Source organism: Pseudomonas sp. R76 (assembly GCF_009834565.1).
Classification (GTDB): Bacteria; Pseudomonadota; Gammaproteobacteria; order Pseudomonadales; family Pseudomonadaceae; genus Aquipseudomonas.
In genome coordinates, this window is the sequence record NZ_CP019428.1 from 3,273,897 (window position 1) to 3,300,224 (window position 26,328).

The 26,328-nt window shown below is 60.6% G+C and carries 20 protein-coding genes; 11 read left to right on the top strand and 9 right to left on the bottom strand.

What is annotated here, in order from left to right; all coding sequences use genetic code 11:
* Positions 1–3: 3 nt before the first annotated feature.
* The 4 genes from PspR76_RS14860 to PspR76_RS14875 form a co-directional block, all read right to left on the bottom strand.
* Complete coding sequence (locus PspR76_RS14860) at positions 4–1,080, bottom strand: LLM class flavin-dependent oxidoreductase (protein ID WP_058425960.1); 1,077 nt, start codon at positions 1,078–1,080, stop codon at positions 4–6.
* A gap of 18 nt (positions 1,081–1,098) precedes the next feature.
* Positions 1,099–2,610, bottom strand: coding sequence for an aldehyde dehydrogenase (locus tag PspR76_RS14865; RefSeq protein ID WP_159956371.1), 1,512 nt, complete (start codon positions 2,608–2,610; stop codon positions 1,099–1,101).
* 22 nt (positions 2,611–2,632) lie between these two features.
* On the bottom strand, positions 2,633–3,571 hold the full coding sequence (locus PspR76_RS14870; RefSeq protein ID WP_058425958.1) for a flavin reductase family protein: 939 nt from the start codon (positions 3,569–3,571) through the stop codon (positions 2,633–2,635).
* A gap of 113 nt (positions 3,572–3,684) precedes the next feature.
* The gene (locus PspR76_RS14875) at positions 3,685–4,284 is read right to left on the bottom strand and encodes an amino acid synthesis family protein (protein ID WP_058425957.1); all 600 of its coding nucleotides are present in this window, start codon (positions 4,282–4,284) and stop codon (positions 3,685–3,687) included.
* 188 nt (positions 4,285–4,472) lie between these two features.
* Between PspR76_RS14875 and PspR76_RS14880 the strand changes: the two genes are divergently transcribed.
* On the top strand, positions 4,473–6,233 hold the full coding sequence (locus tag PspR76_RS14880; RefSeq protein WP_081049285.1) for a helix-turn-helix domain-containing protein: 1,761 nt from the start codon (positions 4,473–4,475) through the stop codon (positions 6,231–6,233).
* A gap of 778 nt (positions 6,234–7,011) precedes the next feature.
* On the opposite strand, the gene PspR76_RS14885 is transcribed toward PspR76_RS14880, so the two are convergent.
* Entirely contained in the window at positions 7,012–8,280 is a 1,269-nt protein-coding gene (locus PspR76_RS14885; protein ID WP_058425955.1) for a tyrosine-type recombinase/integrase, read from the bottom strand.
* Positions 8,281–8,433: 153 nt separating this feature from the next.
* On the bottom strand, positions 8,434–9,348 hold the full coding sequence (locus PspR76_RS14890; protein WP_015371980.1) for a LysR substrate-binding domain-containing protein: 915 nt from the start codon (positions 9,346–9,348) through the stop codon (positions 8,434–8,436).
* A 288-nt stretch (positions 9,349–9,636) separates the two neighbouring features.
* On the opposite strand from PspR76_RS14890, the gene PspR76_RS14895 reads away from it, so the two are divergent.
* The 4 genes from PspR76_RS14895 to pgm all read left to right on the top strand — a co-directional run bounded on the left by PspR76_RS14895 (position 9,637) and on the right by pgm (position 15,961).
* The gene (locus tag PspR76_RS14895) at positions 9,637–10,659 is read left to right on the top strand and encodes a zinc-dependent alcohol dehydrogenase family protein (RefSeq protein ID WP_159956373.1); all 1,023 of its coding nucleotides are present in this window, start codon (positions 9,637–9,639) and stop codon (positions 10,657–10,659) included.
* A gap of 715 nt (positions 10,660–11,374) precedes the next feature.
* A complete protein-coding gene (locus tag PspR76_RS14900) occupies positions 11,375–12,808 on the top strand; it encodes a hypothetical protein (protein WP_159956375.1) in 1,434 nt (477 codons plus the stop codon).
* Positions 12,805–14,211, top strand: a complete 1,407-nt coding sequence (locus tag PspR76_RS14905) for an aminotransferase-like domain-containing protein (protein WP_159956377.1) — start codon at positions 12,805–12,807, stop codon at positions 14,209–14,211. The genes PspR76_RS14900 and PspR76_RS14905 overlap by 4 nt, the downstream gene beginning before the upstream one ends.
* A 106-nt stretch (positions 14,212–14,317) precedes the next feature.
* Positions 14,318–15,961 (top strand): phosphoglucomutase (alpha-D-glucose-1,6-bisphosphate-dependent), encoded by a 1,644-nt coding sequence (pgm, locus tag PspR76_RS14910; RefSeq protein ID WP_159956379.1) that lies wholly within the window; start codon positions 14,318–14,320, stop codon positions 15,959–15,961.
* 71 nt (positions 15,962–16,032) lie between these two features.
* On the opposite strand, the gene PspR76_RS14915 is transcribed toward pgm, so the two are convergent.
* Entirely contained in the window at positions 16,033–16,728 is a 696-nt protein-coding gene (locus PspR76_RS14915) for a pirin family protein (RefSeq protein WP_159956381.1), read from the bottom strand.
* A gap of 218 nt (positions 16,729–16,946) precedes the next feature.
* Between PspR76_RS14915 and PspR76_RS14920 the strand changes: the two genes are divergently transcribed.
* Entirely contained in the window at positions 16,947–19,394 is a 2,448-nt protein-coding gene (locus PspR76_RS14920) for a UvrD-helicase domain-containing protein (protein WP_159956383.1), read from the top strand.
* Positions 19,395–19,523: 129 nt separating this feature from the next.
* On the opposite strand, the gene PspR76_RS14925 is transcribed toward PspR76_RS14920, so the two are convergent.
* Complete coding sequence (locus tag PspR76_RS14925) at positions 19,524–19,796, bottom strand: DUF1652 domain-containing protein (RefSeq protein ID WP_159956385.1); 273 nt, start codon at positions 19,794–19,796, stop codon at positions 19,524–19,526.
* Between the two features lie 258 nt (positions 19,797–20,054).
* On the opposite strand from PspR76_RS14925, the gene PspR76_RS14930 reads away from it, so the two are divergent.
* Genes PspR76_RS14930 through PspR76_RS14945 form a run of 4 tightly spaced genes read left to right on the top strand, consistent with a single transcriptional unit; the run spans position 20,055 to position 23,828 of the window.
* Positions 20,055–20,864 (top strand): helix-turn-helix transcriptional regulator, encoded by an 810-nt coding sequence (locus PspR76_RS14930; protein ID WP_159956387.1) that lies wholly within the window; start codon positions 20,055–20,057, stop codon positions 20,862–20,864.
* A gap of 49 nt (positions 20,865–20,913) precedes the next feature.
* Positions 20,914–22,320: an NAD(P)/FAD-dependent oxidoreductase gene (locus PspR76_RS14935; RefSeq protein WP_159956389.1), complete on the top strand. Its 1,407-nt coding sequence runs from the start codon at positions 20,914–20,916 to the stop codon at positions 22,318–22,320.
* Positions 22,321–22,346: 26 nt separating this feature from the next.
* Positions 22,347–22,688, top strand: coding sequence for a cupin domain-containing protein (locus PspR76_RS14940; RefSeq protein ID WP_159956391.1), 342 nt, complete (start codon positions 22,347–22,349; stop codon positions 22,686–22,688).
* Between the two features lie 60 nt (positions 22,689–22,748).
* Positions 22,749–23,828, top strand: coding sequence for a polyamine ABC transporter substrate-binding protein (locus tag PspR76_RS14945; RefSeq protein WP_159956393.1), 1,080 nt, complete (start codon positions 22,749–22,751; stop codon positions 23,826–23,828).
* 146 nt (positions 23,829–23,974) lie between these two features.
* Here the strand turns inward: PspR76_RS14945 and PspR76_RS14950 are convergent, their stop codons facing one another.
* On the bottom strand, positions 23,975–24,760 hold the full coding sequence (locus tag PspR76_RS14950) for a helix-turn-helix transcriptional regulator (protein ID WP_159956395.1): 786 nt from the start codon (positions 24,758–24,760) through the stop codon (positions 23,975–23,977).
* Between the two features lie 199 nt (positions 24,761–24,959).
* Between PspR76_RS14950 and PspR76_RS14955 the strand changes: the two genes are divergently transcribed.
* On the top strand, positions 24,960–26,324 hold the full coding sequence (locus PspR76_RS14955; protein WP_159956397.1) for an APC family permease: 1,365 nt from the start codon (positions 24,960–24,962) through the stop codon (positions 26,322–26,324).
* Positions 26,325–26,328: the final 4 nt, after the last annotated feature.

The window sequence follows — 26,328 nt, forward strand, 5'->3', positions numbered from 1 at the left end:
GGCTTACCCCGCCACCGTTTCGCGACGTTTGACGCGCTCGCGCTCGGCGAACACCGGCATTACCTCGTCGATGAACAGGCGAAGGGTTTGCTTCTGCAATTCGAACGGCAGGTTGAAGGTCAGGCCCAGGCAATATTGATCGACGCCGGCCGCTTCATAGTCGAGCAACTTGGCGATGATTTCGTCCGGGGTGCCGAACATCAGGTTGCGGCGGATGTTGTCCGGGTTGTAGTTCTCCTTGCCGCGCACCGCTTCAAACGGCACCGGCTCAGGGAAACCGTTGTGCACGGTGCCGACGTTCTGCATCAGGTTTTCGAACGCACGGCCAAAGTCCATGCTGTGTTGCACCGGCACTTGCCAGTCTTCCGGGTTGGCGTAGACGCAGGTGCGCCGCTGCATCATGAAGCGTGGGCGCGGCACGTGGGGGTTGTCGGCCACGGCCTTGTTGAATTTCTCGCCCAGCACGGCGATCTCGGCGGCCGGTAGGGAGAGCGGGGTAGAGAGAATGTTGGCGCCGATGCCCACCGCCCAGTCGAAGGTGCCCGGGTCACGTGCGGCCACCCAGATGCGCGGGTGGTCTTTTTGCAAGGGTTTGGGCACCGCAGCGGTCAGCGGGAATTTCCAGTAATGGCCGTCGTGGGCGTAGTCACCGGTCCAGAGTTTCTGCACCGCCGGCACCAGTTCCTTCATGTAGCCGACGCCTTCCTGCTGTTGTAGGCCAGGGGTCATGCGGTCGAATTCGTACTGGTAGGAACCCCGGGCGATGCCGAATTCCAGGCGGCCTTTGGTCAAGTGATCGCACAGCGCTGCTTCCCCGGCCAGGCGGATCGGGTGCCAGTAGGCGGCCGCGATGGTCGCGGTGCCCAGGCGGATGCGCTCGGTGTGCTGGCCTAGCCAGGTCAGGGTCTGGAACGGGTTGGGCGCGATGGTGCATTCCAGGGTGTGGTGCTCGGACGTCCACAGGGTTTCGAAACCGCCTTCGTCGGCGATCTTCGCCAGCTCCAGCAGGTTGGCCATGACGGTCTGCATCGGCACGTCCGGGGAGAAACGTTCCATGCTCAGGGATACGGCAAATTTCATGTGAGGCTCCTTAAATAATCAGCGCAGGCGAATCACGAACGGGTCCTGCATCTCGCCGGAGTAGTCGATGATCACGTTCTTGGCGCGGGAGAACTCGCGCATCACATCAAAGCCGCCGCGTCGCCCGTAGCCGCTCTGTTTGAAGCCGCCGTTGGCCGACATGTAGGCCGAACTGCGGTAGGTGTTGATCCACACCGTGCCGGCGTCAATGCGGTTGGCAAAGCGCAGGGCGCGGTCGATGTTCTGGGTCCAGATGCCCGAGGCCAGGCCGTAGGCGGTGTCGTTGGCCAGGCTGATCATCTGTTCTTCGGAACTGAACGGCATCACGCCCACCACCGGCCCGAACAGCTCGTCGCGCATGAACGGCATGTCGTTGCGGGCGTTAGCCATTACTGTCGGTTCGAAGTACCAGCCTTCGCTCAGGTGCGCAGCGCTTGGGCGCTTGCCACCGATGGCAGCCTGGGCGCCTTGTTGCAGGCCGCTGGCGATGTAGCCTTCGATTTTTTGCAGCTGGGCTTGCAACGCCAAGGGGCCGATATCGGTATTGGCTTCCATGGGGTGGCCCACGGTGATTTTTTGCGTGCGCGCCACCAGCGCTTCCACAAATTGGTCATAGATCGAGGCTTCGACAAAGCAGCGCGATCCGGCCACGCAGCTTTGCCCGGCGGCGGCGAAAATCCCCGAGACCACGCCGTTGACGGCTTTCTCGATGTCGACGTCGGCGAACACCACGTGAGGTGATTTGCCGCCCAATTCCATCTGGCACGGCACCAGGTTGTTCGCGGCGTTGCCGGCAATGCGGCGGCCGGTGTCGGTGCTGCCGGTAAACACGTACTTGGCGATGTCCGGGTGGCGCGTCAAGGCATCGCCGGTGATCGCGCCGTTGCCGGTGACCACGTTGACCACGCCGGCCGGGAAGCCCGCCTGGATGATCAATTCGGCCAGGGCCAGGGTGGAGGCGCTGGCATGTTCCGATGGCTTGATCACCACGGTATTGCCGATCGCCAGGCACGGCGCCAGGGTGCCGGTGAGCAGCATCAGCGGCGAGTTCCACGGGGTGATCATGCCAACCACGCCCAGGGGCTCGCGGCTGCTGTAGTTGAGCTGGTTGAGCTTGTTGACCGGGATCACCTCGCCTTGCAGCTTGTCGGCCATGCCGGCGAAGTAGGTGTAGGCGTCGGGCAGGGCGCTCATTTGCGCGCTCATCTCGCGCAGCAGCTTGCCGTTGTCACGGGTTTCCAGCAGGGCCAGTTCCTCGGCGTGCTCGGCCACCAGTTGCGCCAGGCGATAGAGCAGCTTGCCCCGTGCGGTGGGCGTGATGTCGCGCCACTGCGGGTCGTGGAAGGCGCGCTTGGCCGATGCCACCGCGCGGGCGACATCGCTGGCGTCGCTCTGGGCGAACTCGTACCAGGCCTGGCCGGTGGTGGGGTCGAAGCTGTCGACATAGGTGCCGCTGGCCGGTTCGACGAAGCGGCCGTCGATAAACAGGTTGAGACGATTGCCCTCAAGGGCGCTGACCGTGGTTTTCATGCAAGTGTCCTGTGTGTGCGGATCAAAGCGGGGCGTTTTCGAGCATCGCGATGCGCCCGCTGGCGGCGGAGCCGGTGTAGATGCCGAATTGCTGGTTCTCGCGTTCGCGGGCATAGCGACGCACCACCGAGCGCAGTTCGTTGACCGGCATCAGGTCGATGGGCAGGTCGTCCAGCGGGAAGAAGCGCAGGGTGTCGGGCAGTTCGGCCTCCAGCGCGCCAAGTTGGGCGCGATAGATCAGGAAGCCCGGGTCGGTGTCATCCACATCGAACACCGAATACAAGAAGGTCGACTCCAGTTCCACCGGCAGGGCGCTGCTGCCGGCATCGATAAAGCCCTTGCGTTTGCCCGCCACCGGCAGGGTCCAGCCGCCCTGGCCGTCGGCGCGGAACAGAATCGCGCCGTCGGTTTCGATCAGGTAGCCGATGATCATTTTGTGCGAGTCCAGCCAGCTGGCCGGCAGCGGGTCCTGGATATTCGCGTAACGCCCACGGCAGAAGCACAGGGGTAACTTGGGGCTGGTGCCGAAAGCGCGCACCTGGCCGATCAGCACCAGGTGGTCGCCGGCGTCGATGCGCTGGTGCACGCTGCAGTCGAACCAGGTCAGGCTGTCGGTGAGGATGGGCGCACCGGTGTGCACGGTGTCGTGGTTGACGGTGTGGAATTTGTCCGGCGACTTGGAGGCGAAGGTGCCGGAGACATCCACTTGCCCTTCATGCAGCAGGTTGACGGCAAAGTGTTCGCTGGCCGCAAACGCGCCATGACTGGCGGCGGATTTCCCGACGCACACCAGCAACAGCGGCGGGTCGAGGGAAACCGAAGTAAACGAATTGGCGGTCATGCCCCGAGGGTTACCGTCGGCGTCATGGGTGGTGATCACGGTCACGCCGGTCACAAAGGTGCCGAAGGCCTGGCGCAAGGCGCCCGGGTCGACGGCTGCAACGTTGTCGGTACTCGGCATCGGAGTGCTCCTGTTGTTGGGGTGTCAAGCAAGCCTACGGGCGGTTTCAACCCCAGGCTTGCGACGATCACGGGTAAAACCCTGGAAAGTTTTGCGCGGTTTCAGCGCAGGGCTCAGTCCTTGGGCTGCTCGGCTTCCATTTCCGCCATGTCCTGATAACGGTCGGCAATGCGCGGGTGAGCACGGGAGCCGTCCGAGGCACCAATGGCGATCAGCACCTCATCCGGCCCCGGGGCATCGGCCACCTGGAAGTTGGCGGTGAGGAAGTGCGAGCGCTTGCCGGTTTCGCTCTTGTGCACCATTGGCAAGGCGAGCAGGGCGCCCGGGGCGTTGCGGGTGTTGGTGAAGCTCAGATAGGCGGTGCCTTCCACGGCTTCGCGGAACAGGTTGCCAAAGCGCAGGGTGTGGATCAGGCCCGAGGCGTGTTCGATCTCACCGTTGACGCCCACGGCGGCCGCCTTGCCAAAGGCCTCGACTTTGCCACCCGGCATTAGCGCAATCAGGCGGCGGGTCATTTCGTGGCCCAGGCCGGGGGCCAGGCGCAGGATCTCGGGGCGCAGGTTTTCGACGAAGCCTTGGCCAGCCCAGGGGTTTTTCAAGATGGCGGCCACCACGACCAGCGTGATGGGTTTGCCGGCGTCCTTGCCCCCTTCGATAAAGGTTTCTTCGATGAAGGTGCAGTATTTCCTGACGCCCAGATTGTCCAGATTCATGATGAGGTGTCGCCCTTGTGGCTGTTGGTTTGATCCAAGGCTATGGGCAAAGGCAAAATCCGTCTTCCTCCTTTTCGGCGCATAAAAGCAGTGGACATTGCTCTGAAGTGGAGCAAGTATCAGGCGGGCCGGGCAGGCACTTTGGGTGCCATGTTCCACACGTTCAGGTGAGCGCCTTGAATCGAGAAATGCAGATACTGTCGCTGCGCGACGTGGCCAGCCAGATCAACTCCGGCGGCGACTTGCAGTCGATGCTGCACCAACTGGTGTACGCCAGCTGCCGCCATACCCACTGGACCATGAGTTCGATCATGGCCATCGACATGGAGGCGGGGTTTGGCCATGTGATCGCCCGTCACGACCCCACCCTGGTACAGCGCCCGCTGGTGGACAGTTGGGAGCTGTCCTCCAGCCCGGTGATGACCGCGTTGCAGCGCAACGAACCGGTGTTTATCCGCGACGTGCGTGATTGCGAGTACCCGGGCTATCGCCGCGAATCGGTGGAGCGCGACTACCGCACGGTGATGGTGATGCCGATGAACTGCACCGACTTTGACGGCCGGCCCATGGTGCTCAGCGTGATTTCCCGCACCTTGATGGACGTGTCCGAAGAAGACCGGGTGTTCCTCGGCATGATCATCCACCTGGGCGTCATCGCCGTGGAACGCCAGCGCCAGCTGGAAGCCGAACGCCGCGCCGCCGAACGCATGCAGCAGGCGCTGCATGTGCACACCTCGATGCTGGAACACGTGCTGGGTGGCGGTTCGGTGGGGTCGCTGTCGCTGATGGTCGGCAACCAGTTGCCCAACCCGGTGATAGCGGTGGACTTCACTGCCAACCAGGTGGTGGCGGGGCGCTCACCGGACACCGCGCTGTTCGACGACAGCAGCTGGCAGGCCGCTGCGGCCGGCGTGCTCAGTGTGCAGATCACCAAGACCGCCCAGGACAGCCTGCGCAGTGCCCTGCGGAACACCGTCAACCTGTTTCTCGATGACGGCCAGCGCCAGTTCACCCTGCGTGCGCAGATCGAACCGCTGATGGTCGACCATGAGCTGGTGGGTGCGCTGGTGTTGTTCCCGGTGGCGGCGCCGGTCAATGAACTGGATTTGCTGATGCTCGAAAGTGCCAAGTTCGCCCTCAGCGTGCAGATGATGCGCAGCTTTATCCGCTTCCGGTTCGAGACCCGCACCCAGACCGAACTGCTGTTCGAAGTACTCGAAGGCCGCTGGCGCGATGCCGATGACATCCAGCAACGGGCCCAGCGCCTGGGCATCCAGTTCAACCAGGCGCAGCAGATGATCATCATCGACTACGGCGCCAAGGCACGCGAAGCCAAGAACCTGCACCACAACGTCGCGCGCATCCTGGCCCGCGCAGCGATCCCGGCCACCGTCATCAGTGTCGATAACGGCCTGGTGTGCCTGGTGCCCGCCGAAGGCGAGAAGGGCCGCGAGCGCCGGGCCAAGGTCAAGCGCCAGATCGCCGAAGACCTGGCCCACTACCTGGGCGGCGAGCCGCTCCTGCTGGCCAGCGGCGTCTGCCACGCCCTGACCGATTACCCCGGCGCCTGGGAACGTTGCCGCCGCCTGATCGACATCGCCCGCTCGTTTGGCCGCAGCGGGCCGATCTCCGACCAGGACTTCGGGCCCATCCCGATCTTCGTGGCTGCGGTGGGCGGCGAAGACATCCGCACCTTCGTCAACGAGAGCGTCGGCGCCATGCTCGAGCACGACCGCAAGCACCAGACGCCCTACCTGGAAACCCTCACCGCCTACCTGCGCGAAAGCTGCCACAGCCAGGCCTGCGCCGACGCGATGGGCGTGCACGTGACCACGCTGCGGTATCGCCTGGCGCGTATCCAAGAGCTGTTCGGTATCGATGTGGAGACGCCGGAGCGCCGGTTCGCCATAGAGCTGGCTATCAACTTGCAGCGAGTGATCCAAAACTGATTACTGCCAGCCGATTCAGCTGCGCTCTGAAATTCAAGTTTTGGACTATGACATTGTTGCGAGCATTTTTTTGTGTGTGGCGTTGGTTCTTTGTAGGGAAGAGTGGGATTGTTTCTGGTGACCGAAAGCGGCCCTATCTTCTCACTAGCTCTGGTCTAGTTTCTGACTGGAGAGCAAGGGGGATTTTGTATGGATATGTTGAGGTAAGTCCGGGGGACGCACTTCCCCAACAAGAGTTCGCTGCATCACATCGCCAAGTGTACTGGGTTGTCCAGAAATACCTTCTGAATATGAGTGATAGCACTCCAAGCCAATCGACCGGTGCGAAACCCGCAAAAAACTCAGCCCCTTCCACGGCTCGCTAGAGTGCCGAATCGTTCCGGTCAAATCAAAACCGCTGCACAAAGGCGCTTTTCGAGCGGATCATACTTGAGGGTGACGACGTTAGCCGCAGCCAGCTTGAGTCCTTCGGGATCTCTAGAAAACCAGGATGACCACTACAGGCTCTCGCATCCACTCGCGCTTTCCGGCTCCAGACCGGAAAGCGCGAGACAGCATTGAACTTTCGGGTATTTCAATGAGCTGTTTGGCAGTGGCTAAATACCTACCAGATTCGAACGAGCGCTCATTGGATACGCTTCCCATGCCCAAACAAGTAGTCCATAATTTTGTCTATCGAAAGCGCTGATAATCCAAAAATATGAATGCTTTCAGAGGGTTAGATGAATTGTAAATGACCCGTTTCCTACTCCATCTCCTAATTCCTTGCGCTATACCCTCAATTTGAGGTCACGCGCGCAGCGTTTTGCCGCAACTTGTCTAAGTAGTTCACCCATTGTTGAGCCGCCTCCCGGCGTTGCACTAGTAATTGCGCGCGGGCATACACAGCCCCCAACGCACCTGGCATCCGGTGGGACAAGGACAGTTCGAGCACTATTGGATCGATACCTAAGTGCTCATGGGCAATGGTTCTGTAGGTCGCGCGAAAGCCGTGAGCAGTGATGTCGTACTCTGGCCAAATACGCTGAAAGGACTTGAGCATGGAGGTCGGGTTTATGGGGCGTCCCGGATAGACCGGCGAGACGAACACCCAGCCTTTGCCTTCTTCATCTACCACGCGGGTTTTATGTAGCTCGCGTAACAGAACCAAGGCTTGTTCAGGCAATGGCACGATGTGTTTGCTCTTGTCCAGATGCTTGGTCTTGCTCACCACATAACGCCAATCGGCGCCCACCAAGTCGACATCTTCCCAACGCATCTGCACGAGTTCGCCAGGGCGGACCGGCAACATCACCAGTAGACGCATCGCGGTGGCAACGCTGCCGTCGTTGCAGTCATCCAGGCGTAGAAGAAACCTACCCAGGTCCGCGGGCCTTTCGATCGCTGGGTTGCTGGTCACAACATGGCGGATTTTCAACTCTTCAATGTTACTAAGCGCCACATTGCGTTCCACCCATCCGCGCCCCTCGGCAAAGCCCAGGACGGCACGGATGATGGTACGCACGCGCCGGGCCATGGCCATGGTGCGCTGGCGGCGCAACTCCGTAATGATTGTGGTGATGTGCTCCAGTTTGATCTCGCTAACCGGTTTTTTACCAATCGCGGGCAAGATGTGGTTGTTCAGCGCTCCGTTAAACCCCGAGATGGATTTCGTCACCAGTTCGGCCGACTTGAATGACAACCATTGCTCGGCCACGTACGCGAAGGTGCGCTCTTCATTGAGCAACTGTGCCTCGATTTTTGCGGTCTTGGCCTTGAGCGGGGCGGTGTGATTAGCCACGTCGCGCCGTGCGCCGCGAGCAATGTCGCGCGCCTCCTTCAGGCCGATGTCGGGGTAAGCGCCGATAGAGAAGCGGTTTTCCTTGCCATGCAGTCGATACTTCAAGCGCCAGAACTTGGAGGGCGCTCTGCCGACCTTGCTCGACGCCCTCACCTCCAAGTAGAGACCAGGGACTTCGCCATCAGCGTGTTTGCCGGGTTCGGTTAGCGAGCGAATCAAGGCATCGCTGAGTTTTCGTTTGAAAACAGCCGTGTTATCTGAGGGCATCGGTGGGGGCATCCTTTTTAAGGAACCGAAATTTGCCCCCAATTATGCCCCCATAAGCTCTGGAATCCATTGGATTTAGACAGACGGCAGAAGACTGTAATTGCAAATAAGCTATTGTTATATAAAAACTTTATGGAGTTTAGTGGAATTCCATTACAGGCTATCGGGGTCCCCAAAAAACATCTGAATCCGCGACCGCAACCACCGTTCCCCCGGATCATTATCCTGCGACCCACGCCACGCCATGTGCAATTCAAACGAACGCACCGGCAACGGCGGGTCTTCCGCCCGCAATCCACCTGCAGACGTCAGCGCCTCAGCCGCATAATCCGGCACGGTCGCCAGAATATCCGTGCCCGCCAGTAACGTGCCCAGACCGTTGAATTGCGGTACGGCCAAGACCACGTGGCGTTTGCGATCGAGCTTCTCCAGCTCTTCATCGATAAACCCACTCAAGTCGCCGGCGAATGACACCAGCGCGTGGGGGCGTGAGCAGAAGTCGTCCAGGCTCAGGGAGCCGGGCACGCTGTCGGCGCGCAGCAGTTTCGGCAGGCTGCGGCGCAGCACCTTGCGTTTGGCGTTGGCTGGCAGGTCGGCGGTGTAGCTGACGCCGATGGAGATTTCACCGGAGGCCAGCAGGCCCGGCATCAGGATGTAGTTGACGCGGCGCACTACCAGCACAATGCCTGGGGCTTCGGCGCGCAGGCGTTTGAGCAGTTGGGGCAGCAGGGCGAATTCGACGTCGTCGGACAGGCCGATACGGAACACGGCCGTGCTGGTGGCCGGGTCGAATTCGGCGGCGCGGCTGACGGCGGTGGAAATCGAGTCCAGGGCCGGAGAGAGCAGGGCGAAGATTTCCACCGCGCGTGCCGAGGGCTCCATGCTGCGGCCGGTGCGCACAAACAGCGGGTCATCGAACAGACCACGCAGGCGCGACAGGGCCGCGCTGATGGCCGGCTGGCCGAGAAACAGCTTCTCGGCGGCGCGGGTCACGCTGCGCTCATGCATCAAGGTTTCGAATACGATCAAGAGGTTCAGGTCGACACGACGCAGGTCGTTACGGTTCATCTTGTGTCCTGGAAGAGTCAGCGTGCTTGACGAGAGCGGTCATATAAGAGCCCTAAGGTTCCATTTAGAAGCATGACCGGCATGAATCTTACGGGCAAAGGCTGGTACTCTGCACCGGCTAATTGAGTTTTCCTACGGCCCAATTGAGTTTTTCTACACGCGCTGGGGTCAATTGCTCAGTTGCGGAATCAATGGCAGGCATGTCGACTATTAACGGCGACCGGTGGTCTTACCTGGAAAGCCCAGATAGAGTTCATGGCATTAGAGGTTACTTTGACGAGGTTTGCGATGTCCCGCACGATCCGTTTTCACAAGTTTGGTCCGGCCGAGGTGCTCAAGTGCGAAGAGCATGTAGCCGCGCAGCCCGCACCGGGCGAAGTGCAGGTGCGTGTCGACGCGATTGGCATCAGCTGGTATGACATTTTGTGGCGCCAGAACCTGGCGTCTTCCCATGCACGTCTGCCGTCCGGCCTTGGCCATGAGATGGCCGGGGTAGTGGTTGCCCTTGGCGACGGCGTGGATGACCTGGCAGTGGGCGATAAGGTGGCCAGTTTTCCGGCCGAAAGTCCCAATGATTACCCGGTGTATGGCGAACAGATCGTCCTGCCCCGTTCGGCCTTGACCCGCTACCCGGATGTCTTGAGCCCGATTGAAGCCAGCGTGCACTACACGCCGCTGCTGATTGCCTACTTTGCCTATGTGGACCTGGCACGGGTCAAGCCTGGGCAATTTGCCTTGGTCACCGACGCCAGCCACTGCGCCGGCCCCTCGTTTGTACAACTGGGCAAGGCCCTGGGTGTGCGGGTGATTGCTGCCACCAAGGACAGTGCCGAGCGTGAGTACCTGCTGTCCCTCGGGGCGGAAAAGGTGATTGTCACCGAAGAGCAGGACCTGCTCATGCAGGTCAACAAGTTCACCGACAACCGCGGCGTAGATGTGGTGTTCGATGGCTTGGGTGGCCCGCAGATGTCGTTGCTCGGCGATGTGCTGGCGCCGCGTGGCAGCCTGGTACTTTACGGCTTGCAAGGTGGCAACCAGACGCCATTCCCGGCCTGCGCGGCGTTCCAGAAGAACATTCAGTTCTTTGTGCACTGCATCGGCAACTTCACCGGTAAGCCGGAGCTGGGCATCATTCAGGATCAGGTGGCGTTGCAGCGTGCCTTGCGTGATATCAACCAACTGACGGCCGATCGCGTGCTGGTGCCGCTGAAAACGACGGTGTTTCCGTTCAACCAGTTCGTGGAAGCGCACCGTTACATGGACGAATGCCCGTGCCGCGAGCGCGTTGCATTGCAGGTTGAAGCTGTTTGATATGTAGGAATATTCGCAAAGGAGTATTCCAAACCCCTGGCGCATGGGGCAAATGCGCCATTTGACAGGGCTTAACCTGCGCCTTGCCCGACGCGATAACGGGCCGCTCGGTCCTGTAAACGATACCTTTCTCCCCGGCGCCGCCCTGAAACTCAGTGCGGCGTTGTTGTGTCTGCGTTATCCGCCTTTCGCCGGATGATCATCTGAACTGGTTTTTCAACAAGTTCTGTATCTGTTAATCATAATTCCAGCCCTGATAATTGAGTCTTCACTTTGAACTCAAGGACTGAGTAATGAATGATTTATTGACGCTGCTGCAAGCACTTTCTGCAACTAATAGTGCAGCCTCTGCCCCTGCCCGAGGATGCGGGTATTTTCAGGGCAGCTTTCAAACAGCGCGCAAGCGAGGATCAACATTTGGCAAATTATATTTGTCAGGCAAATCTTTTAATTCCGGGTTAAAGCGCTGTAGGAAGCTGTCGGAATCTTCCTAGGGTTGTCGCGAAAGGCGCCATAACCCTCGGCGTAGAGGCATTAGCCCGTCGGAACACTCCACGGACGGCCGGGTGCGCCGCTTATGTCGATTTGTTGCAAGGTGCTAGTGTTCGTGCTTCGCGAGCACGGCAGGCGGGCAACATTCTTACAGATGCAATAGATCGAGCAACTACGCTCGGTAGTTGTTTGAAACTGATATTTCAACTCAGGTAGTAGAACTATGAGCGCTATTCACGAACAGGCGATGAATTATGTTTATCAACAAGTTCAGCAACGGTTGATTGGGTATTTCACGCGCGCGGAACGCACCGCACTTCAATTGTTGATCCAGCGTATTGTCGTGGCGGCGGGTGGCATGGAACAGATAGGCGATTACAAGGTGCTGGTGGCCCACGGCGGCGGGGAAGTCAGCACCTATACCCTGGCGCTGTTGCGTGCCGCCCAATTAAGCATCGCCGGGCGAGCGCCCAGAACATTCCAGTTGCGGGTCGCTACGCTGCGCCACGTGGGCATGACACAGGAAACCCTCGACACCATCCATCGTGGTTACAGCCGATTGTTTTTCCACGACGACGACCGGGTTGAGCTGCTGATGGTGGAAAATGAACAGGTGCTGCCCTTTAACTACCAGCGCCCGGTATCGACGCCAGGGCGTGAATCCAGCCAGCGCCAGCGGGTGATGATCGGTCACCTGACCTCCGGCGATGTGCGCGCAACGCTGTGCAATGACACCTACCTGGCATTGGGTGATTTCTACCAGCGTGTCACTGCCTGGGATGGCGGGGTGCATGCGTTGGTCAGCGGCGATTCCGCGCGCAAGCAGGGGCAGTTGCTCGCCTGGTTGAAAAAATCCGCGCAAGCCAAGGAAGACAAGGCGCCCACGGGCAAGCCTGCATCGCTCACCGGGTTGTTCCGCCGTATGGACGAATGGAGCGACGACTTCTACCGGGATCTGTTTGGCGAGCACTATGTACCAAAGGCCGACGCCAGCGCCGGTGGGCACCGCCACTTGGCGTATATCGGCGTTGCCGACCTGCTCGAGGGCACCGACCGTGGCTGTGCGCCTGTGCTCAGTGAGTTCATGGCCTATACGCCGGACCCGCTGGGCTTTCATTTCAGTCACCCAACCTTCGCCAATCCATTGTTGATGGCGCACCTGCGCGGCCTGCAGGCCGAGTGCCTGCGAGAGTTGGATTACCAGGAAGGTGTGGAAGGTTTCTTGCGGCAGGCGGCGGAGTACCTGCGTCGCCGGCAGATTCCCGACGCGCTGATAGCCCAGGCCGTCAGCCGCGAAGGGCGTGACTTGTCGAGCAACCTTGCCGAACAGTTCTTTGGCCTGGATGAAGGCCAACTGATCTGCCTGTTGTTTTCACCGTTCATTCATCACGGTGAACGCCTGGAAGGTTACCTGCGCCAGTGCCACCCCGGCATGCTGGTGGCTCTGCCTGAACTGCACAAGGTGCTGCAGGGCAAGCCGGCCGCCGAGATGTTGCAACAATGGGTCGCCGACACCAGCGGGGTGCCGCTGCCATTGCTCCAGCACCTGTACCGCAAACGGCCGATGACGCTCGTGCCGGGCGGCCGTGCCGATTACGGGCGTCACGAGCAGTCTATGGCCGACGGCGACCTGGCCTTCCAGCTGTCCGGGCGATGACGCTGCGTGGTGAGCGGCAGGCGGATTTCGCCTATCAGGCGGTCTACCGCTACATGATTAACCTGATCAACGAGGTCAGTACCGATACGCGGGTGAAACTGCCGTCTTTGCGCCAGCTATCCCAGCGCCTGAATGTATCGATCTCCACCATCCAGTACGCCTACTCACTGTTGGAAAAAGAAGGCCGGGTGTATTCGGTGGCCAAGTCCGGCTATTACGCCTGGCCACTCTCCGGCAGCCCTTCGACGGTGCCCAGCGGGGATCTGCTCGAGCGCCTTTACGTCGCCGCCCGCCGCCCTGGCATGGTGGTGCTCAGCGCCGATGAGCCCGCGCTGCTGGCCTCGCTGGACGCAACGTTGCTGCGCCTCGAGCGCGAGCTGGTGCGCCAGCATCCGCGCCATTTGCAATCGTGGTCCCAGCCCTGCGGGGTTTGGGAGCTGCGCGCGGCGTTGGCGGCGCGGTACACCTCTTCGCCCAGCCGCTGCTGGCACGCCGACGACGTGTACATCGGCGCCGACCTGCGAGGCGTGCTCGACATTCTGATTGAGGTGCTGGGTTTGCGCGGTTCCAGGGTGATTGTCGAGTCTCCCTGCGACTGGCTGATCCTGCGCCTGCTGCAGGACGCGGGGGTGCGCATCATCGAGTTGCCATGGGCGCCCGATGGCCGCCTGGACCTGCCGGCGCTCGAAGGCACGCTGATCGACGAAACCGTGCAACTGGTGTTGCTCTCATCAGCGGTCAGCCTGCCCTCGGGGGTTGCCATGCAGCCTTTCGAACGCCTGGAAGTCGCGCGGTTGCTTGAACAATACGGGTGTTGGTTGCTGGAAAACGACACCTACAGCGAGCTGGGTTTCCAGCCGCAACAGGCCGCGCTGCGCGACCTGGTCAACCCCGACCGGTTGGTGGTGTTTTCCTGTTTCGAGAAGATACTCGGGCCAGAGGCGCCGTATGGCTACCTCCTGTCCCGGCACATGAGCGGCGAGTTGCAGCGTCAATTCCTGTTGCGCTCTTTTCGGTTGTCCTCGATTCGCCAGCGCGCCATTGCGCGGCTCTATCACAGCGGGCAAATCAACCAGCACCTGAACACCTTGCGCCAGCTATTGCGCGAGCAAGCAGGCGAGATGAGCCAGCGCCTGGATCACCACCTGGGCGAGCAAGTGACCTATCGCATGCCCAGCGGCGGCGCCACGTTCTGGCTGGGCTCTGTGCATGCGGTGGACATGCGCCAAGTGTTCCAGCATCTGCTGGCCCGCCAAGTGGTGGTGGCGCCGGGTGAACTCTTCAGCCTCGGTGGCCTGCACAGCCAGCATGTGCGTTTGAGCCACACCTTTCACGGGCAGCCGAACCTGGAAATCGCCCTGGCTGCGCTGGGTGAGGCGCTACGGCAGGCGCAACTCGGCTGAATGCATGAAATTTCTCTTGCCTGCGTAGGATCGATACCGTCGCGCAGTAGTCCAACTCTCAGTAAACTGTCGTTTTTTCTCCAAACCCTTCTTTCGAGGTTTATGCATGACAATCAGTCCTTTTGCGGGCAAGCCGGCGCCAGCTCAGTTGCTGGTGGATATCCCGCGACTGGTCACGGCCTATTACACCGGCCAGCCTGATGCAGCGATCTCCACCCAGCGCGTGGCTTTTGGCACGTCCGGGCACCGTGGCAGCTCGTTCGAGCTGAGCTTCAACGAATGGCATGTGCTCGCGATCAGCCAGGCCATTTGCCTGTACCGTGAAGCCCAAGGCATCAATGGCCCGTTGTTTGTCGGCCTGGATACCCATGCGCTGTCGACGCCAGCCGGTGCCAGTGCCCTGGAAGTGCTGGCTGCCAACGGCGTGCACGTGATGCTGGCCGAAGGCGATGAATACACGCCGACCCCGGCGATTTCCCACGCGATCATTTGCTACAACCGTGGCCGCACCAGCGGTTTGGCCGACGGCATCGTTATCACGCCGTCGCATAACCCGCCTCAAAGCGGCGGCTACAAGTACAACCCGCCTAACGGCGGCCCGGCTGACACTCACGTCACCAAGTGGATCGAAGCCAAGGCCAACGAACTGCTGGCCAATAAGCTCGCCGGCGTCAAGCGCATCACCCACGCCCAGGCGCTCAAGGCCGATACCACTCACCGCCATGACTACCTCAACAGCTATGTCGCCGACCTGGTCAATGTGATCGACATGGACGCCATCCGCAGCGCCGACCTGCGCCTGGGCGTAGATCCGTTGGGCGGAGCAGGGGTGCGCTACTGGTCGGCGATTGCCGAGCACTACCGCTTGAACCTGGACGTGGTTAACACCGAAGTCGACTCCACCTTCCGCTTTATGAGCGTCGACTGGGATGGCCAGATTCGTATGGACCCGTCCTCCAGCTACGCGATGCAAGGCCTGATTGGCCTGAAGGAGCGTTTCGACGTGGCCTTCGCCTGCGACCCGGACCACGACCGCCACGGCATCGTCACGCCGTCCGGTGGCCTGCTGGCGCCGAACAATTACCTGGCGGTGTCCATCGACTACCTGTTCCAGAACCGTCCGCAGTGGCGCGCCGATGCGGCCGTGGGCAAGACCGTGGTCAGCAGTGGCCTGATTGACCGAGTCGCCGCGCGTATTGGCCGTCGCCTGTATGAAGTGCCGGTGGGCTTCAAGTGGTTTGCCGATGGCTTGTTCGAAGGCTCGCTGGGCTTTGGCGGTGAAGAAAGCGCCGGTGCATCGTTCCTGCGCAAGGACGGCACGGTATGGAGCACCGACAAGGACGGCCTGATCCCGGCCTTGCTGGCGGCAGAAATGACCTCGCGCAAAGGCCAGGACCCGAGCCAGATCTACCGTGGCCTGACCGACGCCCTGGGCGAGCCGTTTGCGATTCGTGTCGACGCCAAAGCCACCCCGGCGCAGAAAGCCCTGCTGGGCAAATTGGCGCCGGAGCAGGTGACTTCCACGCAACTGGCCGGGGAAAGCATCCAGCAAATCCTCAGCCACGCGCCGGGCAACAACCAGGCAATCGGCGGCCTGAAGGTGATGACTGAAAACGGCTGGTTTGCCGCGCGGCCATCGGGCACTGAAGACATCTACAAGATCTACGCCGAGAGCTTTATTGGCGAAGACCACCTCAAGCAACTGGTGGAAGAGGCGCAGGTGTTGGTAGACGGCGCCATTGCCCAATAACTGACACGCTGCAGTAAAGGTGGGAGCAGGCTAGCCTGCTCCCACAGTCATTTTGGGCTGGGGGGGTTAGATCAGGCCAGGTCGACCAGCACGATCTCGCTGTCCTCAATCGCGGTGACTCGCAACACCTGCTCATCCTCAACCGCGACACCGTCTCGAGCTTGCGCACGCAAGCCATTGACTTCAATCACGCCCGTCGCCGGCACCAGGTAGGCGCGGCGTCCGCTGTCCAGCGGGTATTCAGCGGTTTCCCCAGCTTTCAGATTAGCCGCCACCAGGCGTGCGTCGGCGCGAATGCGCAGGCTTTCGCTGTCGCCGGCCTTGCCGCTGGCCAAGGTCACGAACCCCTCACGGTCGCCCTTTGGAAACGGCTTGGCACCCCACGACGGCGGCAGGCCGGCTTCATTCGGAATGATCCAAATCTGAAAGATCTTGGTCGGCGTCGCTTCCAGGTTGTATTCACTGTGGGCAATGCCGGTGCCGGCGCTCATCACCTGCACATCGCCAGCCTCGGTGCGGCCCTTGTTGCCGAGGTTGTCGGCATGGCTGATGGCGCCTTCGCGCACATAGGTGATGATTTCCATGTCGCGGTGCGGGTGCTGCGGGAAACCGGTGCCCGGCGCGATAATGTCGTCGTTCCACACCCGCAGGTTGCCCCAGTGCATGCGCTTGGGGTCGTGGTACTCGGCAAATGAAAAGTGGTGATGGGCGTCAAGCCAACCATGGTGGGCGCCACCCAGGGTGTTGAAAGGTCGAAGTTCGAGCATGAGAGTCTCCTGTTGATGCTGCCATCATCCAGCAGTGCATGATCGATAAAAAGCGTAAAAAATGCCTGATTCCGATCTAACAATTCGATTGGTTGCTGGCGTTTTGACTTTCACTTCATCGCCTAACTGCATGACCGCAAAGCAATTGGCTGGATCTGCGCGCCGATTCCGGCGACCATGGCGCCTTCGCCAAAACCAACCTCATCGCTGGAGTCCGCGTGCCGCAACAAACGCCTGATTTGCCCCCTGAGCTTCGCCCTCTGGCAGAAATGCCGCTGCTCAAACGCCTGGCCGCGCGTTTATTTGGCCATGGCCTCACGCGCCTGCGTGCGCAGCATCGGTTCTCCTGGCTGCATGGCCAGGCCGACGGTTTTCGCAGTGGGCACGAGGCCGGTGTGGAGTATGGCTACCGCGAGGGCAAGGCTGACGGCATTGAAGAGGGTCGGCAGGTCTTGCTGATTCGCGACTTCCGCCCGGATGAACACCGCGCACCGGGCGTGGACGACAGCCTGTTCGACGACTGGCGTCTGCCGCTAACCGCCGATATGAAGAAGCGCATGAAGGCCGACGTGGCGCGCTTGCTGCCGGCCCACGCACAGCCGAGCGCCGCACAATGGAAAATGATTTTCAGCGACACGCCCTCGACGTCAGTCATTGCCGGGGCGGGCGCGGGTAAGTCGACTTCGCTGGTGCTGCGCATCCTGCTGCTCACCCATTACCTGGGCTTTGAGCTCAGCTCGATGACCGTGGTGACGTTCACCCGCGAGTCGCGCAAAGACTTCATCAACAAGCTCATGGAAATTCTCAGCCTGTGGGGTCAACCCCTTGGCAGCAAAGAAGCCCAAGCCGTGGTGCGCACCTTCCACTCGCGCATTCTGCCGATGGTGCGCAGCTTGCCGGGCTTTGAACGGCTGCAGGCGTTTGAAAACCTCAGCAACGGTTTCGAGGATGCCGACAGCAACCCGTTCGACCTGCGCATCAGTGACGCCCAGCGCCAACAGATGAATGCCTGCTACCACCAATTGCACAGCCGACACGCGCGCTTCCGTGAATTGATGGCGCCATTGGCGCGCCATGGCCTGCAACTCAAAGAGCTGGAACGTGACCACCCGGATGTGCAAAAGCGCATCGCTGTGACTGAGTTGGCCGCCAAACGCGATGAAGAACTCTGCGATGTGATCGAAGACTTGTGGTTTCGCGCCGGTGCCTGGCCGATCAAGGGTATCGAGCCCAGCCGCCAGACCTTCGAAATCAATGGCGCGCAGTTCCATTGCCACGGCTACATTCCTGAGCTGGACGCCTGGGTGGTGCTGGGTTTCGATTCGCGGGAAAACGCCCAGATCAGTCGGCCCAACGCAAAGCTTTCCGTGCGCGCAGAGTGGGCGGTTAAACGCACCTTGTTTCAAGCATTCTGTCGTAAGCCTTTGATATGGTTGGATAGTTATGAGTCTTCGAAGCGCCTGTTGAGCAGCCTGGCCGGTGATGCCACCGCCGGGCCGGGTTTTGACTACAAGGTAAAGGGCGAGCTGGCCTCGGCGCCGCTGCTGGACAGTTTTGTCATGGCTGCCGGGTTTATCGAGAACCTCGGGTTGGACGTGCCGACCGCCGTCGGCCAGATGAGCTTCGCCAAAGACGATCCAGACCGGTGCTTCTTTGAAGCCCTGAGCATTTTCTGGAAAGCCCTGGAAGACCATCTGCTCGACCAATCGCCGCCAATCATGACCTACAACCGCATGTTCTCGCTGTTCGGCGAAAACACCCCGGAAAACCTCAAGCTGCTCAGTGATCCGCTGTTGCGGCCAATGTCGCATCTGATGATCGATGAGTTCCAGGACGTATCGCCGCAGATCGTCTCGTGGATTCGCGCCAGCCTGCGTGAAATACGCAGCCGTGGCCCGGCGATGCACATGGGCCGTGGCGCGCAGCGTTCGTCTTTGCTGTGCGTGGGCGACGACTGGCAGTCGATCTACGGCTGGCGCGGCAGTTCGCCCAAGTACTTCATGGAATTCAACAACGAATTCCCGTCACCGACCACCACCCGCGTGATGCTGAGCGAGAACTACCGCAGCCACCAGCACATCATCGACGCTGCCGAGCATATTGTGCGGGCAGCGCCGGCGATCCCAGGCAAGAAGGCCAAGGCCAGTGGTGAGCCCAAGGCTTTGGTGCCGGTGACGGTGCTTGAGCGGGATGACGCCGCGCTGGGTCGGCGGCTGTTGGAGCACTATCAAAAGGGCGATTCGGTATTAATGCTTTATCGAAAAAGTAGCGATAAGTTACTGATTCAAGAGCATATTCAGTCTGTAGTTAATGTGGATTCCAGCTTGCCGCCAGCGGCGCGTCGGTTGAAACAACTGACGTATCACAGTGCCAAAGGCCTGCAGGCGGATGCCGTATTCCTGCTTGGGGATTGCCAGCATGTGACCAGCTCGCCTTACAAGAACCAGGTCTACCGCATGGCCGGCCTGGGCAAGGACGGTGACAGCGAGCCCTATGATTCTGCGCAAAAAGACGAGGTGCTGCGCCTGGCCTACGTGGGCATTACCCGAGCCGTGAGCCATTGCTATTGGTATGTGGAAAAACCCGAAGGCCAGTGCGTGAATGTGCCCAGGGCATCGGAGCGTGTAGAGGGGAAAAAGGCGTTTTTTGACGATCAGCGCAGCTAGCGCATAGACACAAGTTAAATGTGGGAGCGGGCTTTTGTGGGAGCTGGCTCGCCTGCGATTGCATCACCCAGGTATCACTGACACACCGAGGTGATGCCATCGCAGGCAAGCCAGCTCCCACATGGTTCGTCACGTCCGCAACGACAGCGGCGGCACAAAACACTCCAGCTCATCCTCCACTGCCTCGATAATGCGCTCCACATCGGCCGCATTCATCACCGTCGCGCAGGGAATGCCAGCAATGGCTATCAACGTCTCACCGCTCTCTCGGTCAAACAATCGAGCGACCATGCTGCCAGGGGCGTCCATGCTCCCCTCGAAACCCATCGGATGAAAATGCCAGCGCATCAGCTGGCAGGCGTTGGGGAACGTCACTTTATTCATGTTGCCCACCTTGTTCATTGAGCGCTTCCTTTAGCTCGCGGCAGGGGGCCATGACCTTCACTGGTCGTGGCGTCGAAGAGCTTCAAAAATAGCACTCGTTCGCGCCTCCAAGGAGACTTTTTTGCGCCCGTTCAGCAGTTGTTTGCGATTAATTTGATGTGCGTCATGTCCTACCCCAAACTAGGCAAAACGCCACTATTTAGCTGTGCCCATTGACCATTGAACGCGCCGGTAAACTTCGGCACTCTCAACCGTTTATCCGCCGTCGAGCCCTACATGACCCACATCGCCCCAGCGGATGATTGCCAGAACACCCAAGCCACCGGCGAGCTGGTCTTGCGTCACCACTTGTGTTGGCGCCATCGTGACCTGGATGGCGTGATGTCCTACTACCACCCTGAAATCCAGTACCACGATTTCTTCCAGAACCGCGTCATCGGCTACGCCGAACTGCGTGAGTACCTGCAAGCCAGCATGCCGCGTGGCGCCGATGAGGCGATCGAGCACACCGACCGTATCCGCGCCGATGGCGACACTGCGTTCATCCAGTACCGCATCACCTTGCGCGGCGGTCAGGGCCTGGTGTCGTTTCGCACCAGCGAAGCCATCACCGTGCGCGACGGGCTGATCTGGCGAGTCAACGAATACGCCTCGCTGGTGCACGAGCAGTCAACCCAGGCCATGCGGCCCACGGTCAGCCGCCTGGGCCTGTCGCCCCAGCAATTGGGGCATATGGCCAATGACTTGCAGCAATACTTCCAACTTAAACAACCGTACCTGGACCCAGAACTGGACCTACAGAGGGTGGCCAAGGAATGTGGCTACAGCCGTAATCAGATTTCCTACCTGCTGAACCAGGTGCTGGGGCAGAGCTTCTACCGTTACGTCAACCAGGCCAGGCTCCAGCATTTGCTCGCCGCACTGGACAGCGCCCAGCCGCCAATCAAGGTCGACGACCTGGCGTTCGCCGCCGGTTTCAATTCGCTGTCGGCGTTCTACAGCGCGTTTCGCCAGCACACAGGCCAATCGCCCAAGGCCTACGTCAAACAAATTTCCCTGCGTGCACGCGCGCAAGACAGCCCATAACGCCGCGCTCTAGGATCCAGCCTATCGAAATGAGGGTGGGGAGCTTGGCATGCCGGCATGGCGCAATATCAGTTTATGGATGGACCAGCTGAATGACCCGCTGGTGGCGCGGCCGTCTCTGGAGCATGACCTGGACGTCAACGTGGCCATCATCGGCGCCGGTTACACCGGCCTGTGGACCGCCTACTACCTGAAGCGCCAGGCGCCCGAGCTGAAAATTGCGATTATCGAGGCGCAGACCGCAGGTTTCGGCGCCTCCGGCCGCAACGGCGGTTGGCTGATGGGCAACCTGCTGGGCGAGGACCGCTTGCTGGCCGGTCTTTCGCCGCAGCAACGCCGCGCCTCCTTTGACCTGCTGCACGGTATTCCCGATGAAGTCGCTCAGGTGCTGGCGCGCGAAGGCATTGACTGCGACTACCGCAAGGGCGGCGCGCTGTACTGCGCCGCGCGCTACCCCGAGCAGGAAGGCAGCCTGCGTCGCTACCTCGACAAACTCCACGCCCAGGGCCTGACCGAGGACGACTACCGCTGGCTCAGCCCACAACAGCTGGCCGAGCAAATCCGCATTGCCAGGCCTTACGGCGGCATTTATGCACCGCATGTGGCGACCATCAACCCGGCCAAGCTGGTGCGCGGCCTGGCGCGGGTGGTGGAGAGCATGGGCGTCACGATCTATGAGAACAGCCCCGTCACCCATTGGCAGTCCGGCAGCCTGCGCACCGCCAAAGCCTGTGTGCGCGCGGCTTGGGTGGTACCGGCGGTGGAAGGCTACGCGACCACGTTGCCGCCGTTGGGCCGCTATCAGTTGCCGGTACAAAGCCTGATTGTGGCCACCGAGCCGCTGCCCGCCAGCACCTGGGCTGAAATCGGCCTGGAGCATGGCCAGGCGTTCGGCGAAAGCAGCCGCCAAGTCACTTACGGCCAGCGCTCCGCCGACAATCGCCTGGTGTTCGGTGCCCGTGGCGGCTACCAGTTCGCCGGGAAGCTGCGCCACAACTTCGACCTGACCAGCAGCGAAGTCGAACTGCGTCGCTACCTGTTCGGCGAACTCTTCCCACAGCTCAAAAACGCGCGGATTACCCACTCCTGGGGCGGCAACCTCGGCATGTCGCGCAATTTCCGCCCGCACATGCTCTGCGACCACAAAACCGGCATCGCGCTGTCCGGCGGTTATGGCGGGGAGGGCGTAGGCGCCACCAACCTGGGCGGCCGCACCCTGGCCGACCTGATCCTGGGCCTCGACACGCCGCTCACCACCCAGCCCTGGGTGATCCGTGAGCGCGGCCTGGACGCGCTCAAAGCCTGGGAGCCCGAGCCGTGCCGCTGGCTGGGCTACAACGCGATCATTCGCAGTTTTGTCCATGAAGACCAGGTGTTGGCCAACCCCAACACCGCCCCTTGGCGCCGCAAGCTGGCGACCAGCGTGGCCGGGTTCATGGAAGGTTTCATGCACTAAGCCGTTTCACTCACACGGGAAAACCCATGAGCATCACTCACTTCAAAGACACGCTGAATGCCCACTTGCCGGACTCCTCGCCGGTGGCCGTGCCCTTGGGCGAACCCATCGCCGTGGCCTCCACCTTGAGTGTGGAACGCAGCGATGGCGTCGAAACCGGCATCTGGGCATGCACCCCGGGGCGCTGGCGTCGGCAGATCAAATCCCAGGAGTTTTGCCACTTTATCCAGGGCCGCTGCACCTTCACCCCCGACAACGGTGAAGTGGTTCACCTACAAGCCGGCGATGCACTGATGTTGCCGGCCAACAGCACCGGTATCTGGGATATCCAGGAAACCGTGCGCAAGACCTACGTATTGATTCTGTAACGCTTTGATCCTTGATCGCCTGCCATAAAAACAGCCCTAAAACCGCCAGGAAATCGAACCATGAAAGCCATTGCCCTGTTGCCCTTGATGTTGGTGGCCTCTATCAGCCAGGCCGCCGAGACGGTGAAGATCTACAACTGGTCGGACTACATTGCGCCGGACACCACCAAGAATTTCCAGAAAGAAACCGGCATCGGTTTCACCTACGACGTGTACGACAGCAACGAAACCCTCGACGGTAAGCTGATGACCGGAAAATCCGGCTACGACGTGGTGTTCCCGTCCAACCACTTCATGGCCCGGCAGATCCAGGGCGGCGCCCTGAAGAAGCTCGACAAGAGCCAGCTGCCGAACTGGAAAAACCTCAACCCGGTGCTGCTCAAGGCCCTGGAAAACAACGACCCGGGCAATGCACACGGCTTCCCGTATCTGTGGGGCAGCACCGGCATCGGCTACAACATCGACAAGGTCAAGGCGGTGCTGGGCGACAACGCGCCGGTGGATTCCTGGGACCTGATCTTCAAGCCGGAAAACATGGCCAAGTTGCAGAAATGCGGCGTGGCAATCCTCGACAACGGCCCGGAACTGCTGCCCGCAGCGCTTAACTACTTGGGCTTGCCGCACTACAGCAAAAAGGCCGAGGACTACAAAAAGGCTGAAGACCTGCTGATGAAAGTGCGGCCGTACGTGGCGTACTTCCACTCCTCGAAATACACCGCCGACCTCGCCAATGGCGACATCTGCGTGGCCGTGGGCTTCTCCGGCGACATCCTGCAGGCCGAAAGCCGCGCCAAGGAAGCCAAGAACGGCGTGAACATCGGCTACAACATTCCCAAGGAAGGCGCCGCCATCTGGTTCGACATGGTCGCCATGCCCGCCGATGCACCTGACGAAAAAGCCGGCTACGCGTTCATGAACTACCTGCTGCGCCCGGAAGTGATGGCCAGCATCACCAACTACGTGCACTACGCCAACGGCAACAGCGCGGCCGACAGCCTGGTGGACCCGGCAATCAAGGCCGACACCAAGGTGTACCCGAGCCCGGAAATGATGGGCAAGTTGTTTGCACTGGAGGCCATGCCGCTGAATATCGACCGGATTCGTACAAGGGTTTGGAACACCATTCGTACCGGGCGATAGCCCTTGCTTAGAGCCCCTGTGGGAGCTGGTTTGTGTGGGAGGGGGCTTGCTCCCGAATGCAGTCTTTCATTCAACATTTTCGTTGACTGATACACCGCTTTCGCGAGCAAGCCCGCTCCCACAATTAGAGTGCGCAAGTCCGAGTTTCAGGGGTTTTCCAGATCATGCCCCAGCGACTGGATAAACAACGAAAACAGCTCCGGCTGTGAGGCAATATCCAGCTTTGCGTACAGGTGTCGCCGGTGCACCTTCACGGTGTCCGGCGAGATCTTCAAGCGCTCGGCCATGGCCTTGGACGAGAACCCGCGCAGCACCAGGCGCGCCACTTCCAGTTCGCGCTCCGAGAGCACGCCGCTGCCGAAATGGCTCAACGCATCGCGGATCTGGCTGTCCATCGCCGGTGCACGTTGGGTGCTTTGCTGCCAATGCTGCTGCATCAACGGCAACACCCAGGCTGCCAGCATCGTCATCAACCCGGTCTCCTCAACGCTGAATCGCCGCTGCATGCCCAGCGATAACGACAAAGTCCCCATAGCCGGCACTTGCAGGATGAACTGCACCTCGTCCTCAAGCACGTTGTCGTGGAAGTAGTTGAGAAAGTATTCACTCTGACGAAAATGGTCCGGCGCGACTTCCTCCAGTCGATACACGCCGCTGGCATAGCCCTCGCGACAGGCCTGGTAAAACGGGTCGAGCAAATACAGGCCATTGAGGTACACCAGCATCGACGCCGGTTTACTGCTCGGCTGGGCGTCGTATTCTTCCAGGGCCTGGGGCGGGCCGTCGGCAGGGTAGAAAATAGCCAGCGCGTTATCGAACGGCAGGCATTGGTGCAGCAACAGCACCAGTTGTTTCCAGAACCGCTCGGTGCCGATGTGCGCGACGGTGCGGCCCAGGCCCGCGTGCATGCCGACCTCTCTGAACAGGCTCATATCACAGGCTCCCACCCTCAAAATATCGGCCAAGGGTTCGGCTTTTGGCGCGTACCGTCAAGGGGAGTACGCCAATAGGGGAATTGGCCGGGCTACACGCAGCGTTTACTTTCTCGACCATCCAGTGGGAAACATATCCCGCAACCGTCAGACCTTTCGTTTCTGCCTCACACCAAAAACAACGACAGAGGATAACGATATGAGTGCTTCCCCCGCGCCAGATGGCGCGCTCAAACCCACGCTGAGCGTGTTCGATGTGGTCGCCATCACCGTTTCCGCGGTAACGCCGGCCAGCTCCGTGTTTGTGATTGCCCCGTTTGCCATCCAGCAAGCGGGCAGTGGTGTGTTCCTGGCGTTTGTGATGGCCGGCTTGCTCGCCTTGATGTTCGCCTTTTGTTACGCGGAGCTGGGGCGTGCGCACAACAGCGCCGGTGGCGAGTACGTGTACGCCAAGCGGGTGTTTGGTGGCATGGCCGGGTATGCCACGTTCCTGACCGTTTTGGTGATGTTGCTGTTTATCCCACCGGTGTTGGCCACCGGCGCGGCGACGTACCTGAACAATGCCCTGGGCACCCAGTTCGATTCGCAAACCGTGGCCCTGGTCATTGTGGTGTGCAGCTACGCGCTGGGCATCCTCAATATCAAGCTCAACGCGTGGATCACCGGCACGTGTTTGTTGCTGGAAATCGCCGCGCTGCTGGTGATTGTGTGCATCGGCTTCGGTAATCCGGTGCAGCCGGCCAGCGTGCTGTTTCAACCGCAGATCGTAGAAAACGGCGTGCTGCACCTGGCGCCGTGGGGCTTGGTGATCGGCGCGGTCGGTATCGGCTTGTTCTCGTACAACGGTTACGGGCCCGCCGTGTTGTTGGCCGAAGACATGAAGTGCGGTGGCAAAGGCGTGCACAAGGCGGTGTTGTGGTCGTTGGGGCTGGTGGTGGTGATCGAACTGGTGCCCATCACCGCGCTATTGATCGGTGCGCCGTCGTTGAGTGCGATGATCAGCAGTCCCGACCCGATCGGCTACCTGCTCACCAGCCACGGCAATGAAACGCTGTCGCGGCTGGTCAGCGCGGGGATCTTCCTCTCGGTGTTCAACGCGATTGTCGCCATCGTCATCCAGATTGGCCGTGTGGTGTTCAGCAGCGGACGCGATGCGCTGTGGACGCCGCGCATCAACACGTTGTTCACGCGTATTCATCCGCGTTGGGATTCGCCGTGGCTGGCGACCTTGTTCCTGGCCATTCCCTCGGCGCTGCTGAGTTTCAGCTCCAACCTGGCGGACCTCACATCCTTCAGCGTGTTGCTGATCATGCTGGTGTACCTGGCGGTGGCCTTGTGCGAGCTGATGAGCCGGGTGCTGCTGCGGGACCGCGAGCATCCCTATCGCATGCCGTTGTGGCCGCTGCCGGCGCTATTGGCCGTGCTGGGCGCCGGTTACCTGCTGGTCACCTTGATCTACGCTGCGTCAGTGCGCGACATCATGATCATCATCGGCTTGCTCGCGCTGTCGGTGATTTTGTATTGCATCAGTGGCCGGTTGAGTCCGGCGTATCAAAAATTGTAAGGAG

Bases quoted from the DNA above. Each gene is read 5' to 3' on its own strand.
- pgm (WP_159956379.1), top strand. From the start codon at position 14,318: ATGACAATCAGTCCTTTTGCGGGCAAGCCGGCGCCAGCTCAGTTGCTG.
- PspR76_RS14930 (WP_159956387.1), top strand. From the start codon at position 20,055: ATGACCCACATCGCCCCAGCGGATGATTGCCAGAACACCCAAGCCACC.
- PspR76_RS14865 (WP_159956371.1), bottom strand. From the start codon at position 2,610: ATGAAAACCACGGTCAGCGCCCTTGAGGGCAATCGTCTCAACCTGTTT.
- PspR76_RS14925 (WP_159956385.1), bottom strand. From the start codon at position 19,796: ATGAACAAGGTGGGCAACATGAATAAAGTGACGTTCCCCAACGCCTGC.
- PspR76_RS14875 (WP_058425957.1), bottom strand. From the start codon at position 4,284: ATGAATCTGGACAATCTGGGCGTCAGGAAATACTGCACCTTCATCGAA.
- PspR76_RS14860 (WP_058425960.1), bottom strand. From the start codon at position 1,080: ATGAAATTTGCCGTATCCCTGAGCATGGAACGTTTCTCCCCGGACGTG.
- PspR76_RS14900 (WP_159956375.1), top strand. From the start codon at position 11,375: ATGAGCGCTATTCACGAACAGGCGATGAATTATGTTTATCAACAAGTT.
- PspR76_RS14935 (WP_159956389.1), top strand. From the start codon at position 20,914: ATGCCGGCATGGCGCAATATCAGTTTATGGATGGACCAGCTGAATGAC.
- PspR76_RS14945 (WP_159956393.1), top strand. From the start codon at position 22,749: ATGAAAGCCATTGCCCTGTTGCCCTTGATGTTGGTGGCCTCTATCAGC.
- PspR76_RS14885 (WP_058425955.1), bottom strand. From the start codon at position 8,280: ATGCCCTCAGATAACACGGCTGTTTTCAAACGAAAACTCAGCGATGCC.
- PspR76_RS14870 (WP_058425958.1), bottom strand. From the start codon at position 3,571: ATGCCGAGTACCGACAACGTTGCAGCCGTCGACCCGGGCGCCTTGCGC.
- PspR76_RS14895 (WP_159956373.1), top strand. From the start codon at position 9,637: ATGTCCCGCACGATCCGTTTTCACAAGTTTGGTCCGGCCGAGGTGCTC.
- PspR76_RS14940 (WP_159956391.1), top strand. From the start codon at position 22,347: ATGAGCATCACTCACTTCAAAGACACGCTGAATGCCCACTTGCCGGAC.
- PspR76_RS14955 (WP_159956397.1), top strand. From the start codon at position 24,960: ATGAGTGCTTCCCCCGCGCCAGATGGCGCGCTCAAACCCACGCTGAGC.
- PspR76_RS14905 (WP_159956377.1), top strand. From the start codon at position 12,805: ATGACGCTGCGTGGTGAGCGGCAGGCGGATTTCGCCTATCAGGCGGTC.
- PspR76_RS14890 (WP_015371980.1), bottom strand. From the start codon at position 9,348: ATGAACCGTAACGACCTGCGTCGTGTCGACCTGAACCTCTTGATCGTA.
- PspR76_RS14915 (WP_159956381.1), bottom strand. From the start codon at position 16,728: ATGCTCGAACTTCGACCTTTCAACACCCTGGGTGGCGCCCACCATGGT.
- PspR76_RS14950 (WP_159956395.1), bottom strand. From the start codon at position 24,760: ATGAGCCTGTTCAGAGAGGTCGGCATGCACGCGGGCCTGGGCCGCACC.
- PspR76_RS14880 (WP_081049285.1), top strand. From the start codon at position 4,473: ATGCAGATACTGTCGCTGCGCGACGTGGCCAGCCAGATCAACTCCGGC.